The 16159-nt window shown below is 60.8% G+C and carries 15 protein-coding genes; 3 read left to right on the forward strand and 12 right to left on the reverse strand.

Annotated elements, in window-relative coordinates:
* Positions 1 to 53: 53 nt before the first annotated feature.
* The 4 genes from IMW75_RS14800 to leuS all read right to left on the reverse strand — a co-directional run bounded on the left by IMW75_RS14800 (position 54) and on the right by leuS (position 5877).
* Complete coding sequence (locus tag IMW75_RS14800) at positions 54 to 1376, reverse strand: lytic murein transglycosylase (protein WP_205893042.1); 1323 nt, start codon at positions 1374 to 1376, stop codon at positions 54 to 56.
* A 124-nt stretch (positions 1377 to 1500) separates the two neighbouring features.
* A complete protein-coding gene (gene holA / locus IMW75_RS14805) occupies positions 1501 to 2538 on the reverse strand; it encodes a DNA polymerase III subunit delta (RefSeq protein WP_122838934.1) in 1038 nt (345 codons plus the stop codon).
* 39 nt (positions 2539 to 2577) lie between these two features.
* A complete protein-coding gene (locus IMW75_RS14810; protein ID WP_205893043.1) occupies positions 2578 to 3183 on the reverse strand; it encodes an LPS-assembly lipoprotein LptE in 606 nt (201 codons plus the stop codon).
* An 87-nt stretch (positions 3184 to 3270) separates the two neighbouring features.
* Positions 3271 to 5877, reverse strand: coding sequence for a leucine--tRNA ligase (gene leuS, locus IMW75_RS14815; protein WP_205893044.1), 2607 nt, complete (start codon positions 5875 to 5877; stop codon positions 3271 to 3273).
* 279 nt (positions 5878 to 6156) lie between these two features.
* On the opposite strand from leuS, the gene IMW75_RS14820 reads away from it, so the two are divergent.
* Together IMW75_RS14820 and IMW75_RS14825 are read left to right on the forward strand one after the other, a co-directional pair.
* Positions 6157 to 6477, forward strand: a complete 321-nt coding sequence (locus tag IMW75_RS14820) for a hypothetical protein (protein ID WP_205893045.1) — start codon at positions 6157 to 6159, stop codon at positions 6475 to 6477.
* Between the two features lie 106 nt (positions 6478 to 6583).
* A complete protein-coding gene (locus IMW75_RS14825; RefSeq protein ID WP_205893046.1) occupies positions 6584 to 7345 on the forward strand; it encodes a YdcF family protein in 762 nt (253 codons plus the stop codon).
* A gap of 131 nt (positions 7346 to 7476) precedes the next feature.
* On the opposite strand, the gene lnt is transcribed toward IMW75_RS14825, so the two are convergent.
* The 5 genes from lnt to miaB all read right to left on the reverse strand — a co-directional run bounded on the left by lnt (position 7477) and on the right by miaB (position 12902).
* Positions 7477 to 9000 carry an apolipoprotein N-acyltransferase gene (gene lnt, locus IMW75_RS14830; RefSeq protein ID WP_205893047.1) on the reverse strand — a complete coding sequence of 508 codons (1524 nt, stop codon included), beginning with the start codon at positions 8998 to 9000 and terminating at the stop codon, positions 7477 to 7479.
* Between the two features lie 8 nt (positions 9001 to 9008).
* The gene (locus IMW75_RS14835; RefSeq protein WP_045062079.1) at positions 9009 to 9848 is read right to left on the reverse strand and encodes an HlyC/CorC family transporter; all 840 of its coding nucleotides are present in this window, start codon (positions 9846 to 9848) and stop codon (positions 9009 to 9011) included.
* A 5-nt stretch (positions 9849 to 9853) separates the two neighbouring features.
* Positions 9854 to 10348: an rRNA maturation RNase YbeY gene (gene ybeY / locus IMW75_RS14840; RefSeq protein WP_205893048.1), complete on the reverse strand. Its 495-nt coding sequence runs from the start codon at positions 10346 to 10348 to the stop codon at positions 9854 to 9856.
* On the reverse strand, positions 10341 to 11345 hold the full coding sequence (locus tag IMW75_RS14845) for a PhoH family protein (RefSeq protein ID WP_205893049.1): 1005 nt from the start codon (positions 11343 to 11345) through the stop codon (positions 10341 to 10343). Before IMW75_RS14845 ends, ybeY begins: the two co-directional genes overlap by 8 nt.
* A 228-nt stretch (positions 11346 to 11573) precedes the next feature.
* The gene (gene miaB / locus IMW75_RS14850) at positions 11574 to 12902 is read right to left on the reverse strand and encodes a tRNA (N6-isopentenyl adenosine(37)-C2)-methylthiotransferase MiaB (protein ID WP_177328596.1); all 1329 of its coding nucleotides are present in this window, start codon (positions 12900 to 12902) and stop codon (positions 11574 to 11576) included.
* Between the two features lie 135 nt (positions 12903 to 13037).
* Here miaB and IMW75_RS14855 point away from each other — a divergent pair, with 135 nt between their 5' ends.
* A complete protein-coding gene (locus IMW75_RS14855; RefSeq protein ID WP_045062075.1) occupies positions 13038 to 13367 on the forward strand; it encodes a DUF1820 family protein in 330 nt (109 codons plus the stop codon).
* Between the two features lie 67 nt (positions 13368 to 13434).
* On the opposite strand, the gene IMW75_RS14860 is transcribed toward IMW75_RS14855, so the two are convergent.
* From IMW75_RS14860 to thiE, 3 genes are all read right to left on the reverse strand, one after another.
* A complete protein-coding gene (locus IMW75_RS14860) occupies positions 13435 to 13983 on the reverse strand; it encodes a tetratricopeptide repeat protein (protein WP_045062074.1) in 549 nt (182 codons plus the stop codon).
* A 224-nt stretch (positions 13984 to 14207) separates the two neighbouring features.
* On the reverse strand, positions 14208 to 15491 hold the full coding sequence (gene hemL / locus IMW75_RS14865; RefSeq protein ID WP_045062073.1) for a glutamate-1-semialdehyde 2,1-aminomutase: 1284 nt from the start codon (positions 15489 to 15491) through the stop codon (positions 14208 to 14210).
* Positions 15492 to 15522: 31 nt separating this feature from the next.
* Complete coding sequence (gene thiE / locus IMW75_RS14870; protein ID WP_045062072.1) at positions 15523 to 16146, reverse strand: thiamine phosphate synthase; 624 nt, start codon at positions 16144 to 16146, stop codon at positions 15523 to 15525.
* Positions 16147 to 16159 lie beyond the last annotated feature (13 nt).

Consider the following 16159-nt stretch of genomic DNA (forward strand, 5'->3'; position numbering starts at 1 on the left):
CGAATGTTGCGTACGCCCTGGATCCTGTGGGAGCGGGCTTGCCCGCGAAGCTTTTAGCGGTTACGCAGGCCTTCCAGCAACTTGTGCGTCGGATACCCATCCGCCGGCCAGCCAAACGACTGTTGGGCACTGCGTATCGCCTTGCGCGTATTGGCGCCTATGATCCCGTCGGCGGTGCCCGCGTCGTAGTTCTGTGCACTCAGCAGGCTTTGCAATTCAATGCGCTCGGTACGACTGAGCGGCATGTCATCTTTGGGCCAGGTACCACTGATCAGGCCACCACCGCTGAACCGTTCCGACAGCAGGCTGACGGCCAGGGCGTAGGACGACGAGTTGTTGTACTTGAGAATCGCGCGGAAGTTATCCAGCACCAGGAAGGCCGGGCCACGGTAACCTGCCGGCAGCAGCAGGGCGGCAGACAGGTGCTCTGAGCCTGCTGGAACCTGGGCACCACCGGGCAGGGTTACGCCCAGCTGCCGCCATTCGGCGACACTCTTGCGCAGCGTGCCGTCTGCCAGGACGTAGTTGAAACCGCTCGGCAGCTGAACTTCAAAGCCCCAGGGCTGGCCTTTCTGCCATCCCGAGCTTTGCAGGTAGTGCGCGGTGGAGGCCAGCGCGTCGGCGGAGCTGCCCCAGATGTCACGGCGCCCGTCGCCATCGAAGTCCACGGCGTGGGTGTTGTAGGTCGTCGGGATGAACTGGGTCTGGCCCATGGCCCCGGCCCAGGAACCAAGCATTTTCTCGGGTTCGATATCACCCTGTTGCAGGATTTGCAGCGCGGCGATCAACTGCGCCTGGGCGAAGCCCGGACGGCGGCCTTCGTAGGCCAGGGTTGCCAGGGAGTTGATGACCGATTTACTGCCCTGGAACTGCCCGAAGTTGCTCTCCATGCCCCAGACCGACACCAGTACCTGCCGGTCAACGCCATAGCGCTGCTCGATGCTTTGCAGGATGTCGGCGTACTGGCTGACCAGCGCCTGGCCCTTGCGCACCCGCAGAGGCGAAAGCGCGCCATCGAGGTATTCCCACACCGGGCGGGAAAACTCCGGCTGGCTGCGGTCGGCGCGAATGACACTGGGGTCCAGGCTGACATTGGCGAACGCGCGATCGAACAGATCGGCACGGATCCCGGCGGCGAGTGCTTCCTTGCGGAAACCGGCCTGCCAGTCGGCAAACGTCTGCGTGGGCTGGAGGTCAAGATTTTCACCGGTCGGGACAACCGGCGGAATGACCGCAGGGGCTGTTGCGACAGGGAGGGTCTGGAGCGGTTGAGCGTCGGCGGCGGTGGGTTTTTCCGCGCAAGCGACAAGCATAACGAGGCTGGAGGCAGCTAGCAGTTGGCGCAGGGGCCAACGACGGGAAAGACTAAGGGGCATGCACAGGTCCAGGGAAAAACGAGTCAGGTGCAGACCTTAACATGTTGAGCGGTTGGTTGCCTTTCAGGCCGCCAGAAAGTAAGCAGCCCCGGCAGGCGTTGCCGAAGGCTGCGAACTGTTGATCTTATTCAGCCGGCAACATCAATCGCTGGCCAGCCATCAACAACGACAGGCGACTCAGGCTCATCCATGGCGAGCCCGCTGCCTGACCTTTGATCTGCGCATCAATACGCTGCGCTTCGAGCAACAACTGCGCCCAGCGTTGCGCCGAGTAGCGTTGCAGGGCCTTGCTCATGAGCGGTTTGCGCTTGTCCCAGACCGGTGGTCGGGCTGAGCTGAATGCCTTGTCCAGTGGTACGCCCTGGCTGTATTGCAGCGACAGGTTGGCGAGCAAACGCAGCTCCCGCGCCAGGGCCCAGAGAATGACCGGTGGCTCGACGCCTTCACCGCGCAGGCCTTCAAGCATTCGCAGTGCGTGGGCCGCTTCGCCGTTGAGAATCGCATCGGTCAGGCCAAAAACGTCGAAACGCGCGCTGTCGGCCACCGCCGCTTGCACGGTTTCCACCGTGATCTGCCCACCCTCGGCCATCAGCTTGAGCTTTTCGATTTCCTGGGCGGCAGCCAGCAGGTTGCCTTCGACCCTTGCGGCAATCAGTTCGACCGCGTCCTGGCTGGCGGAGAGCCCGGCCTGCGACAGACGCTGGCGGATCCAGCTGGGCAGCTGGTTGGCATCCACCGGCCAGATCTGCACGAACTGGGTGTGCTGGCCTTCGACCAACGCCTTGCCCCACTTGGTTTTCTGTGCGCTGCCGTCCAGCTTGGGCAGGCTGATCAGCAGTACTGTGTCTTCGGCAGGTCGCGAGCAATATTCGATGAAAGCGGCAGCGCCCTTGTCGCCGGGTTTACCCGACGGCAGGCGCAGTTCAAGCAAGCGTTTTTCAGCGAACAACGACATGCTGGCACCTGCTTGCAGCAAGGTGCCCCAGTCGAAACTGGCGTCGGCGGCGAATACCTGGCGCTCATCAAACCCCTGTTGGCGAGCCGCAGCGCGGATGGCGTCGGCGGCTTCCTGGCACAGCAGCGGGTCGTCGCCGCTGATGATGTAGACCGGCGCGAGGTTGCCTTGCAGGTGTTTGGCGAGTTGGGCGGGGGCGAGTTTCATGGGAAAGGGCGAGCGGGGCGCCTGGGCGCCCCACAGGTCTTACTGCTGCGGCAGTTCAACGGGCGATTGACGTGGCGTCTCCGCCTCGGCTTTCTGCGCCGCTTCCATGGCGGCGGCCTCAGCCTGGGCCTTGGCGTCAGCAGTCTGCTGCATCTGATCCAGTTGGGCCGGGGTGAGTTGTTGCAGGCGCAACATCATGCGCTGGACCAGATCGCGACGGATTTCCTTGCGCGCATCATCGGCTTCCAGCTCGGAGCCCACCAGGTTGTTGCCGTCGTGGATGAACACCTTCTGCACTTCGATCTTGTCGCTCAGCAGCTCGCGATCACGCTGGCCACGGATATCGTACTCAAGCACGGTCGTCAGCTGGTACTCGCCAGTACGGCCGGCACCTGCATAGCTGAGAGTGCGCTGGCTCTCCTGCTCGTTGGTCAGGATCAGCTTGTACGGCGCGCCGGCGATCACCTTGACGCCGCTGCTTTCGAGCACCTGGCGCATCTGGGTCACGGTAGGGCCGTAGGCATTACGTGCGCTCAGGTCGAGTTCCTTGATCGCCAGCTCAGTCGTACCAGTACCACGCAGCTGGAAACCGCAGGCGCTCAACAGGACCGCAAGGCCCATCACCAGCAAATTGCGTTTGATCATCTTGTTGTTCCCCTTGAAACCAGGTGGGCCGACTGTGCGGCCCGAAAGGTTTTACTCGGCGCCAGGCTCACCTGGCGCCTGGTCCAATTAGCTGGCGACGATATTGACCAGTTTCCCGGGCACTACGATCACTTTACGAATAGTCAGGCCGTCAACGAAGCGCAGCACGTTCTCGTTGGTGCGGGCAGCGGCTTCGACTTCTTCGCGAGTCGCGCTGGCCGGCATTTCGATCTGCCCACGCAATTTGCCGTTGACCTGGATAACCAGTGTCAGGCTGTCCTGCACCAGCGCGGTTTCGTCCAGCACCGGCCAGCCGGCGTCGATCACCGCATCCGGGTGACCGAGCTGATTCCACAGCTCGTGGCAGATGTGCGGAGTGATCGGAGCCAGCAGCAGGGTCACGGCCTCCAGGCCTTCCTGCACCAGGGCGCGATCCTGTTCGGTCACTTGCGGGGCTTTTTCCAACACGTTCATCAGCGTCATCACCTGGGCGATGGCGGTGTTGAATTTGTGGTTCTGGCCGACGTCGTGGCTGGCCTGCTTGATAGCCAGGTGGATCGAGCGGCGAATGGCCTTCTGCTCGTCGTTCAGGCCGGCGACGTCCAGTTTGCCCGGCAAGCCTTGAATGACATGGCCTTGAGCCAGGCGCCAGACGCGCTTGAGGAAGCGATGCGAGCCTTCCACGCCAGAGTCGGACCATTCCGCGCTCATGTCGGGTGGCGAAGCGAACATCATGAACAGACGGCAGGTGTCTGCGCCGAACTGGTCGATCATCGACTGTGGGTCGACGCCGTTGTTCTTCGACTTGGCCATCTTCTCGGTGCCACCGATTTCCACCGGCAGGCCATCGGCGATCAGCTTGGCGCTGATAACCTTGGCCTTGCTGTCGCGCTCGAGTTCGACGTCCGCCGGGTTGAACCAGGTGTAGGCACCATTGGCTTCGCGACGATAGTAAGTCTCGGCGATCACCATGCCCTGGGTCAGCAGGTTCTTGAACGGTTCGTTGGAGCTCACCAGGCCTTCATCACGCATCAACTTGTGGAAGAAGCGCGCGTACAGCAGGTGAAGGATGGCGTGCTCGATGCCGCCGATGTACTGATCCACCGGCAACCAGTGGTCAGCGGCGGATTTCTCCACCAGGCCGCCTTCATAGTGCGGCGAGGCGTAGCGGGCGTAGTACCACGAGGACTCGACGAAGGTGTCCATGGTGTCGGTTTCGCGCTTGGCCGGCTGGCCGCATTTCGGGCAGTTGCACTCGTAGAACTCGGGCATGCGCGCCAGAGGTGAACCTGCACCATCCGGGACCACGTCTTCGGGCAATACGACAGGCAGTTGATCTTCCGGAACCGGCACGTCACCACAAGACTGGCAGTGGATGATCGGGATCGGGCAGCCCCAGTAGCGCTGACGGCTGATGCCCCAGTCGCGCAGGCGGAACTGGGTGCGCGAGGCACCGAGGTTTTTCTTGATCAGCGCGACTTCGATGGCGTCAAACGCGCCCGGGAAGTCCAGGCCGTCGAACTCGCCGGAGTTGATCAGCATGCCGTGCTCGCCGTAGGCGTCCTGCCATGGCGCCGGGTTGGTGTCGCCGGAACTGGTGCGCACCACGGACTTGATAGGCAGGTTGTACTTGGTCGCGAACTCGAAATCACGTTCGTCGTGGGCCGGAACAGCCATGACCGCACCGTCGCCGTAGTGCATCAGCACGTAGTTGGCGACCCATACCGGGAGTTTCTCACCGGTCAGCGGGTGCTCGACGAACAACGAGGTCGGCAGGCCTTTTTTCTCCTGGGTGGCGACGTCGGCTTCGGCCACGCTGCCGCCTTTGCATTCGGCGATGAACGCCTGCAGCTCAGGGTTGTTCTGTGCCGCCAGGGTCGCCAGCGGGTGTTCGGCGGCCACGGCCACGTAGGTGGCGCCCATCAGGGTGTCCGGACGGGTGGTGAAGACTTTCAACGCGCCGGTTTCGCCGATGGAGTCGACGTTGTAAGGGAACTGCACTTCCATGCCGCGGGATTTGCCGATCCAGTTGCGCTGCATGGTCTTGACCTGTTCAGGCCAGCCAGTCAGCTCGTCGAGGCTCTCGAGCAGTTCATCCGCGTAGGCGGTGATCTTGAAGTAATACATCGGGATTTCGCGTTTTTCGATCAGCGCGCCGGAACGCCAGCCGCGACCGTCGATCACCTGTTCGTTGGCCAGGACGGTCTGGTCGACCGGGTCCCAGTTCACTGTGCCGCTTTTCTTGTAGATCACGCCTTTTTCGAACAGGCGGGTGAACAGCCATTGTTCCCAGCGGTAGTAATCGGGCTTGCAGGTGGTCACTTCACGCGACCAGTCCACCGCCAGGCCCAGGCTGCGCAGCTGGTTCTTCATGTAGGCGATGTTTTCGTAGGTCCACTTGGCGGGAGCCACGTTGTTCTTCATCGCGGCGTTTTCCGCCGGCATGCCGAAGGCGTCCCAACCCATGGGTTGCAGGACGTTCTTGCCTTGCATGCGCTGGTAGCGGGAGATCACGTCGCCGATGGTGTAGTTGCGCACGTGCCCCATGTGTAGCTTGCCGCTAGGGTAAGGGAACATCGACAGGCAGTAGAAAGTCTCCTTGCCTGGCTGTTCACTGACTTCAAAGGACTTTTGCTCGTCCCAGAATGACTGGGCGGCGGCTTCGATTTCACGGGGCTGATATTGTTCGTGCATGGCTACTTTTGAACTGAATAGGGGTGGCCTAATCCTCTTCGTTGCAATGCTGGACGGTGAACGCGCCAATTCGACGTTTCGCTGTCCAGGCGAGCTGGAAGTGGAGTTACAGGAAGCTCCGTAGCATACATGACCGCGCTCTGCCGAGGGAAACCCTGATTGCACGCAGGCGCCGCCCGATTTGCCCGGCGAGGGCCGTTGGTCGCGGCGCTTAGCCGGTTTGGTGATGGAAGCTAAGCTCTAAATGGGGAGCAAGACTTATCTTCAATGAGGTGAGGGATGGTTGAGTCACAGCAAAAAGTCACGAAACCGCAGCTGTATGAACGACTGATCGATCGTCTGGGGATCGCCCTGGACGCTGCTAAAACCGCTGACCGGCTGCGCGATGAGCGCCCCCTCGAGTTGGAACTGCGTGGCCTGAGCCCCGCAGAATTTGCCTTGGTAAAAGCGTATCTGGACCGCAGTGAACGTGAAACACACGGATGCCTGTCAGAAGCAGTGAAGCAGCTTGACGCACCGCGCTCGGCCAAAATCATCTGGCTCAAGGACAAGATACCTGGCAGGGACGCGGTAAAGGTCCGGTCGCTGCAATTCAAATAAATAAGGCTCCGGCCGCATTTCAGGCAATGAAGCAGTCTAGTCCTTTCGATTTAGTTGTCGCATTGCGTCAACCCTCTTAGGCTTCGGGCATCTCTGGAGATGCTCGATGCCTTTTCGTTATTTCGTGAAACAACTTCTCTTGCCGCCCGGCATCCTGTTGCTTTTGCTGGCCCTTGGCTGGTGGCTGCGCCGCACCCGGCCACGACTGGCTGGCCTGTGCTTTGCGTTGGGCCTGGGGGGCTTCTGGCTGATGAGCCTGCCGATTGTCGTGCAGTGGAGTGCCAATGCCCTGGAGCGCGTGCCGCCGCTGACACGTGAAGAGTGGGCGACACTTGGCCAACGTGCCGATGCCATCGTGGTTCTGGGTTCAGGGCGCGAGCGTGGTGACCCGGCATGGGGCGCCGATCAGCCGACAGGTATCGGGCTGGAGCGGCAACGTTATGCCGCGCGCCTGGCCAAGGCGTCGGGGTTGCCGGTGCTCACCAGTGGCGGCTTGCATTACGGCACCCCACCTTCCGAAGCCAGGTTGATGGCGGATTCGATGCTGGACGATTTCGGGGTGACCGTACGCTGGCAGGAAGGACTCAGCCGCACGACCTGGGAGAACGCGCAGATGAGCGCCAGCATGTTGCTGCCCCAGGGGATCAAGCGCGTGGTGCTGGTAACCCAGGCGGTCCACATGCCGCGGGCGGTATGGAGTTTCCAGAAAGCCGGATTCGAGGTGGTGCCTGCGCCGGTGGGGTTTCTCGGTGGGGATAACGCGCGACCGCTGGGCGGCTGGATGCCGGAGTTCAAGTCGATCTGGCAGAGCGGGCAGTTGATGAACGAGGCGGTAGGACAGGTGGGGTATTCGTTGTTTTACCGATAAACCGTGCTTAGGCATTCCGCGCTCTCTGTAGGAGCGAGCTTGCTCGCGAAAAACTTAACGACACCGCGTTCATTCAGAATGCCCGCGTTATCGTTAGCGTCCATCGCGAGCGAGCTCGCTCCTACAGACAGTCAGACGGTTTTTGCCATCCGGTTCGCCACCAGCGCCCAGCCAAACAACAACACACACACCACGATCAAGGGCCACGAACGCCATTGCAGGTAAGGCGTCAGGTTATGCATCGGCACCACTTCGCCATACAGGATGCCGCGCTCGAACTGCGGAATCTGTGCGGTGATCTGGCCGAATGGGTTGATCAGTCCGGTGACGCCATTGTTGGTCGCGCGAATCATCCAGCGACCGGCCTCCAGTGCGCGCATCTGCGCCATCTGCAAGTGTTGCAGCGGGCCGATGGACGTACCAAACCAGGTGTCGTTGCTGATCGTCAGCAGCAGGTCGCTGCGCGCCGACAGGTCGGCGGCGAAGTCTGGATACACCACTTCGTAGCAAATGAACGGCGCAATCTGATAACCCTTGGCTTGCAGCAGTGGCTGATCGGCCGGGCCGCGTGCGAAGTCGGACATCGGCAGGTCGAAGAACGCGATCAACCCGCGCAGGATGTCCTGCAGCGGCACGTATTCACCGAACGGGACGAGTTTCTGCTTGAGGTAGGTCCCGTCGCCTTCACCGACCACGGTAATGCCGTTGTAAAAGCGTTTCTGGTGGTGAACTTCCTGACGGATCGGCACGCCGGTGATCAGCGCAGAATCACGCTCGGCCGCGAACTTGCCCATCATGTTCAGGTAGCCTTCGGCGGATTCCTTGAGTACCGGAACCGCAGTTTCCGGCCAGATCAGCAGGTCGACCCGCTTGGAGCTGAGGCTCATGTCGCGATACAGGGCAAGCTGAGCGTTCAGCTGCGCCGGGTCCCACTTCATGCTCTGTTCGACGTTGCCCTGGATCGCGGCAACACTCAGCGGCGCGCCCGAGGGGCTGGTCCAGGCGTGTTCCTTCAGCGCAATGCCTGCCACCCACGGGCCGGCCAGCAGTAATACGCCCACCGCCATGAAACCTTTGTGTCCAGTGCGGACCAGGCGCAGGCCGTTACAGATAAGCGCCGCTGTGAGGGCCAGGGCAAAGGAGATCAGCCACATCCCGCCCACAGGCGCGAGCCCGGCCAGAGGCCCGTCGAGCTGGCTGTAACCGGAGTAGAGCCACGGGAAACCAGTGAGGAACCAGCCCCGGAAGGCTTCCTGGGCGACCCACAACGCGGCGAATGCCAGGGCGTCAGCCAGCGGCGCCTCATTACGGCGCAGCCAGCGCGCCCAGATCCACGCGGGCAGCGCGAAGAACCAGGCGATCGCCGCCGTGAAGATCAGCATCAGGAACCCGGCCAGCAGCACCGAGGCGCCACCGAAGTGGTGGATGCTGTAATAGATCCAGCTGGTACCGGCACCGAACAGGCCAAAACCGAAGCACCAGCCACGGCCCAAGGCCTGGCGTGGAGTCAGTTGGCGTAAGCCGGCGTAGAAAAAGCCGACCGCCAGCAATGCCAGCGGCCAGATATCGAACGGCGCCAGGGCCAGGGTGGTGAGTGCACCGGCCGCCACGGCCAGCAGGTTACCGGGCCAGCCGGGGGCGGTCAGACGGCGCATTTCAATCCTTAGCGAGCAATGGGTGTCAGGCGCAGCAAGTGAATTCGACGGCTGTCGGCGTTCAGGATGCGGAAGCGGTAAGGGCCGATTTCAGTGATTTCGTTGCGTTTTGGCAAGTGCCCGAACGCGCTCATCACCAGGCCTCCGACGGTGTCGAACTCGTCATCGGAGAACTCGCTGTCGAAGAACTCGTTGAAGTTCTCGATCGGCGTCAGGGCCTTGATCAGGAAGTCACCGCTGGGCAGTGGCTTGATGTAGCTGTCTTCTTCGACGTCGTGCTCGTCTTCGATGTCGCCAACGATCTGTTCCAGCACGTCTTCGATGGTCACCAGGCCCGCGACACCGCCGTATTCGTCGATCACGATGGCCATGTGATTGTGGTTGGCGCGGAATTCGCGCAGCAGCACATTAAGGCGCTTGGACTCCGGCACGAAAGTGGCCGGGCGCAGCAGATCCTTGATGTTGAAGCTGTCGCCGTTCTCCTTGAGGATCAACGGCAGCAGGTCCTTGGCCAGTAACACGCCCATCACGTCATCGTGGCTTTCGCCGATCACCGGGTAGCGGGAGTGGGCCGAATCGACCACGGCAGGCAGGAACTCGCGGGGTGTCTGGGTCGCCTTGATGCTGATCATCTGCGAGCGCGGGACCATGATGTCCCGTACCTGCAGGTCAGCGACCTGGATGGCGCCTTCGACAATGGCCAGCGCTTCGCTGTCCAGCAACTTGTTCTGGTGGGCATCACGCAAAAGCTCGAGGAGCTCCTGGCGGTTTTTCGGCTCGTGGGCAAAAGCCTGGGTGAGCTTACCCAGCCATGACTTCTGCCCGTTGCTCGATCGATCTTCGCTCATAGCGATTACTCTGAATCCTTTGTTGTAACGATAGGGGATGTTTCTGTTTCGTCGTCCGCGTACGGGTCCGGATGACCCAACTCGGCAAGCAACGTTCGTTCCAGCGCTTCCATTTCTTCGGCTTCGTCGTCATCTATATGGTCGTAACCCAACAGATGCAAGCAGCCATGAATCACCAGATGCGCCCAGTGGGCCTTTAGTTCCTTGCCTTGTTCAGCGGCCTCGCGCTCGACCACCGCCACGCAGATCACCAGATCGCCCAGCAGCGGTATATCGAGGAACTCGTCAGGCACGTCAGCCGGAAACGACAGTACGTTGGTGGCATAGTCTTTCTGCCGCCAGGTGTGGTTCAGCTCGCGCGCCTCTTCCTGGTCAACCAGGCGAATGGTCATTTCGGAATCGGCGGTGCGTTGGCGCAGGGCCAGCTCGCACCATTGGCGGAACTCGGCTTCGCTGGGAACAGGCGCCTGGGTAGCCAGTTGCAGATCAAGCTCAAGCATCGCGGCGGCTGTCCTTCGGTGCTTCGTCGGCCACACGGTTTTCAAAGCGCTCGTAGGCTTCGACGATGCGTTGCACCAGCGGATGGCGCACGACGTCCTTGGGCATGAAATGGGTAAAACTGATGCCTGGCACGTCCTTGAGCACCTCGATCACGTGGTGCAGCCCGGATTTGGTGCCCTTTGGCAGGTCGACCTGGGTGATGTCACCGGTGATGACTGCCGTGGAGCCGAAGCCGATCCGGGTCAGGAACATCTTCATCTGCTCAACGGTGGTGTTCTGGCTTTCGTCGAGGATGATGAAGCTGTTATTGAGCGTGCGGCCACGCATGTAGGCCAGCGGTGCGACTTCGATTACCTGGCGTTCGATCAGCTTGGCCACGTATTCGAAGCCGAGCATTTCGTACAGCGCGTCGTACAGCGGGCGCAGGTAAGGGTCGATTTTCTGCGACAGGTCGCCCGGCAGGAAACCGAGCTTTTCGCCCGCTTCAACCGCCGGACGAACCAGCAGGATGCGGCGGATTTGCTCCCGTTCCAGCGCATCTACTGCGCAAGCAACGGCCAGGTAAGTCTTGCCGGTACCGGCGGGGCCGATGCCGAAGTTGATGTCGTTGCCGAGGATTTCCTTCACGTAGCGCAACTGATTCAAGCCGCGAGGGCGAATCATGCCTTTTTTGGTGCGCAGGGCGACGGACGGTTCGGACGGGGACACGTTATCCAGCTCTGCGACGGCCGATTCCTGCAGGAACAGGTGGACCATGTCTGGCGACAGCTCGGTACCCTTGGTTTCCCGGTACAGGCGGCGCAGCAGGTTTTCCGCGGAGGTGGTGTGTTTAGGGTCGCCGATCAGCTCGAACTGGTTCCCGCGGTTGCGGATCTCGATTGTCAGGCGCTGTTCGATCAAGCGCAGGTGCTCGTCGAATTGCCCGCACAGATTGGCGAAGCGGCGAGCCTCAAAGGGCTCGAGGATAAAGCGATGTGGTTCGATAGGTGCGTTCAAGGTCGTATTTAGCCGCCCTGGGGCAATTAGGATGAAATCAAGGATAACGCCAGTGGGCTGGGTGCGAAAGCTCTTAAATGGATGAGCTCATTCTTATGATCAACTCCGTCCACTGTGGGAGCTGGATTGCCAGCGATGAGGCCATCAAGTCCAGCGAAGATGTTGCCAGTTACGCCGCTATCGCTGGCAAGCCACCTCCCACAAAGTCTTCAATGCCTCGGATATTTGCTACTGGATCAACGAGCCCCGCAGTGAGTGCGGCTGTGCGGCATCGATGTGCACGTCGGCAAACTGGCCAATCAGGGTTGGATTGTCGCAACGGAAGTTGACGATACGATTATTCTCGGTGCGGCCTTGCAGTTCGCCAGGGTCCTTTTTCGAATAATCGGTGACCAGGATCCGCTGGATCGAACCGACCATTTGTCGGCTGATTTCGAAACCTTGCTGGTTCAGGCGATGTTGCAAAGCGTTCAGGCGCTCTTTTTTCAACGCTTCCGGCGTCTCGTCCGCCAGGTCGGCTGCCGGCGTGCCCGGGCGCTGGCTATAGACGAACGAGTAGGAGAAGTCGAAACCGACGTCCTCGATCAGCTTCATGGTCTGCTCGAAATCTTTTTCGGTTTCGCCCGGAAAACCGACGATAAAGTCCGAACTGATGCAAATTCCCGGAACGGCTGCACGCAATTTGCGCAGCTTGGATTTGTACTCCAGCGCCGTGTGGTTGCGCTTCATCGCCGAGAGAATCCGATCGGAACCCGACTGAACCGGCAAATGCAGGTGTTTGACCAGTTGCGGTACTTCGGCGTGGGCCTGGATCAGGCTGTCGGAGAACTCCAGCGGGTGTGAAGTGGTGTAGCGGATGCGGTCGATGCCATCGACAGCCGCAACTACGCGGATCAGCTCGGCCAGGTCGGCCAGGCGTCCGTCGTGAGTGGCGCCACGATAGCCGTTGACGTTCTGGCCCAACAGGGTCACCTCACGCACGCCATTTTCGGCCAGGTGGATGATCTCGGCGATCACGTCGTCGAACGGGCGGCTGACTTCTTCGCCGCGGGTGTAAGGCACCACGCAGAAAGTGCAGTACTTGCTGCACCCTTCCATCACCGACACGTAGGCGCTTGGGCCGTCGATGCGCGGCTCGGGCAGGTGGTCGAATTTTTCGATTTCCGGAAAGGAGACGTCGACTTGCGGCAACTTGGTGGCACGCGCGGCGTCGATCATTTCTGGCAGGCGGTGCAATGTCTGTGGTCCGAACACTACGTCGACATAGGGCGCGCGGTCGCGAATGGCCGCACCTTCCTGGCTCGCCACGCAACCGCCCACGGCGATCACCATGTCCGGGTTGGCCAGTTTCAATTCGCGCCAGCGGCCGAGCTGGGAGTACACCCGGTCCTGGGCACGTTCGCGGATCGAGCAGGTATTGAGCAGGATCACGTCGGCATCTTCAGCGCGAGCAGTGACTTCCAGGGCCTGGTGTTCACCCAGTAAGTCGACCATGCGCGAGCTGTCGTACTCGTTCATCTGGCAACCGTGGGTTTCGATGTAAAGCTTCTTGGCCATGGACAGAGTCATCACGTGATTCAAAGAACCGCGCATTATAGGGAACATGGTCCCATGTTCCTACCGCTGTGCGTCCGGCGGCTATGCTATAGTTCGCGCCCTCATTTTTATCCCCCGATGTGTTGCTCGCCCACCATGACCAAACGTGAAGCTCCAATCTACAAGGTGATTTTCCTCAACCAGGGCCAGGTGTACGAAATGTATGCCAAACAGATCTACCAAAGTGATCTGTGGGGTTTCCTGGAAGTGGAAGAATTCGTCTTTGGCGAGCGCACGCAAGTGGTCGTCGATCCGAGCGAAGAGAAGCTCAAGGCTCAGTTCGAGGGTGTGGTACGCAGTTTTGTGCCGATGCATTCGATTGTGCGCATCGATGAAGTGGAGCGCCTGGGTACGCCAAAAATCAGCGAAGCCCGTGGCGCGGTCGGCAATGTGATGCCGTTTCCGATGCCGATGCCGGACAAGTAAGCCTTCGAGACCGCGTCGACCTTATCGCTGGCAAGCCAGCGATGGGGTCGTCAGATAGAAGCAAAAATCAGGGAAGTGGCGAAAACGGCGTTCGCCCATCCGCGCTTTGCAATTCCATCAAGTACTTGCGGAAAATCTGCCCGAGCACCTGAGTGGCCACCTCAAGCTCTTCACGCGGCATCTTCTCGGCCACCTCGTCGGCAGTGTCCAGCGCATCCTCCGCGCCATTGACCGCCGCCATCTTCAGCACGATATACGCCTGGACATTGTTGGCCGGCACACCTTCGCCGTGGAAGAACATGGTGCCGAGCTTGAATTGCGCCTGGGCGTGGCCTTGCAGTGAGGCTTTTTCGAAGTAGCTCAGGGCTTGATTGAGGTCGCGCGGCGCATTTTTGCCGTCGTAGTAGAACTCACCCAACTCGTATTGCGCCTGTGCATCCCCTTCATCCGAGGCTTTCTGGCAGGCAGCAAGCGCCTGGGCCAAGTCCTGCGGCTGAGTATTGAGGGTGCAGCGACCCATCGCTGGGATTAACAACGAGTTGCCGCCTGCTTGTACAAGCAAGGGCTGAAGGAGCAACAGGCAGCCCAGTGCAAGGGCGCGGCCGGTGCGGTTCATGGGAATCGACTTACCTCTGAAGGGCGCGCGGACCCATCGAGGGGATCCAATAAGCGCGCATTATGAAATAAGCAGGGCCATCCTTACAAAGTCTTTACTCGTTTTTCTGCTGCGAGGGAAATATATAACCCACTTTGCGGGAAAAACCTGGCAGATGAGCAGGAAAAGGTGCGCGGATGCAGGGAATACTGACGCTGGCAATCACCAACGTCAGCGGCACGGCATTACTTCAAGGCAGCGAATGCACGTTCAGCGGCATCCAGCGTCAGTTTCAACTCGGCTTCGCCATGGGCGATGGAGGTGAAACCGGCTTCGAATGCGCTTGGCGCCAGGTACACGCCGCCTTCGAGCATCAGGTGGAAGAAACGCCCGAACAGTTTGGCATCGCTGGCCATTACGTCGTCGAAGGTCACGATGTCATCGGCACCACTGAAGTACAGGCCGAACATGCCGCCGGCCTGGGTGGTCACGAACGGGATACCGGCTGCATCGGCGCGTTGTTGCAGGCCATCGAGCAGGCGACTGGTGTAGTCGGTCAACTCGGCATGGAAGCCAGGACGGCTGATCAGGCGCAAGGTGGTCAGGCCCGCCGCCATTGCCAGCGGGTTACCCGACAGCGTACCGGCCTGGTAAACAGGCCCCAGTGGTGCAATGTGCGACATGATTTCACGCTTGCCGCCGAAGCAGCCAACCGGCATGCCACCACCAATGATCTTGCCGAAGGTGGTCAGGTCCGGGTTCACGCCGTAATGCGCTTGTGCACCGCCCAGTGCCACGCGGAAACCGGTCATCACTTCGTCGAAAATCAGCACCACGCCGTGCTTGTCGCACAGGGTCCGCAGGCCTTCGAGAAAGCCCGGTGCCGGAGGAACGCAGTTCATGTTGCCGGCCACCGGCTCGACGATGATGCACGCGACGTCCTGGCCCACTTCAGCGAGCATGGTTTCGACGGCGTCGATGTCGTTGAAGGGCAAAGTCAGCGTGTGTTTGGCAAATGCCGCCGGTACACCTGCCGAACTCGGCACGCCTTGGGTCAGGGCGCCGGAACCGGCCTTGACCAGCAGGCTGTCGGAGTGACCGTGATAGCAGCCTTCGAACTTGATGATGCTGTCGCGACCGGTAAAGCCGCGGGCCAGGCGAATGGCACTCATGGTCGCTTCGGTGCCGGAGCTGACCATGCGCACCATTTCCATTGAAGGCACGAGCGAGCACACCAGATCCGCCATCTGGGTTTCCATCTCGGTCGGTGCGCCATAGGACAGGCCGTGCTCAAGCTGCTTGCGCACGGCGTCCAGAACGTCCGGGTGGCTGTGGCCGAGGATCATCGGGCCCCACGAGCCGACGTAATCAACGTAGCGCTTATTGTCTTCGTCGGTGACGTAGGCCCCTTCAGCGTGTTTGAAAAACAGCGGCGTACCGCCAACGCTCTTGAACGCGCGCACTGGCGAGTTCACACCGCCGGGGATGTGTTTCTGGGCATTGGCAAATAGCGTTTCGGAACGAGACATGATCGGACTCTCAAATCAGATTTTAAGCGACTTAAATGGAAAGCAGTTCGTTGAATGCGCGGGCGCGGCGTGTGACTTCAGCCGTGCTTTGGGCGCCAAACAGGCCGTGGACCACCGCCAGCAGATCGACCCCGTGGGCCACCAGCGGCTCCGCGTTTTCCAGGGTGATGCCACCGATTGCGCAGATCGGCAAATGCAATGTGCTGCGAGCCTGATCCAGCAGTTCGAGGCTGCAGGTCGGCGCGCCGGGTTTGGTGCTGGAATTGAAGAAGCGACCGAAGGCAACGTAACTGGCGCCTTCTTTGGCGGCCTGCTCGGCAAGGTTGATCTGCGCGTGGCAGGTCGAACCGATGATCGCCTGGCGGCCCAGCAATGCGCGGGCCGGGGTCAGCGGGCCGTCGGTCTGGCCGAGGTGTACGCCAACGTTCAGGCGCGCAGCCAGCTCGGCATCGTCATTGATGATCAGCCGGGTCTTGTAGCGGTCGCACAGATCCCGCAGGGTTTCGGCCTCGCGCAGGCGCCGCGCTTCGTCCGTACTCTTGTCGCGGTACTGCAGCAGGGTGACGCCACCTTCGAGCGCCGCCTCCACGTACGAGAGGAATTTACCGGCCAGCAACTGGCTGTCGGTGATGGCGTAAAGGCCACGTAGTTTCATCGGACAAGCCTCA

Origin of the sequence: Pseudomonas gregormendelii (assembly GCF_017114825.1) — a bacterium.
GTDB classification, from domain to species: Bacteria; Pseudomonadota; Gammaproteobacteria; order Pseudomonadales; family Pseudomonadaceae; genus Aquipseudomonas; species Aquipseudomonas gregormendelii.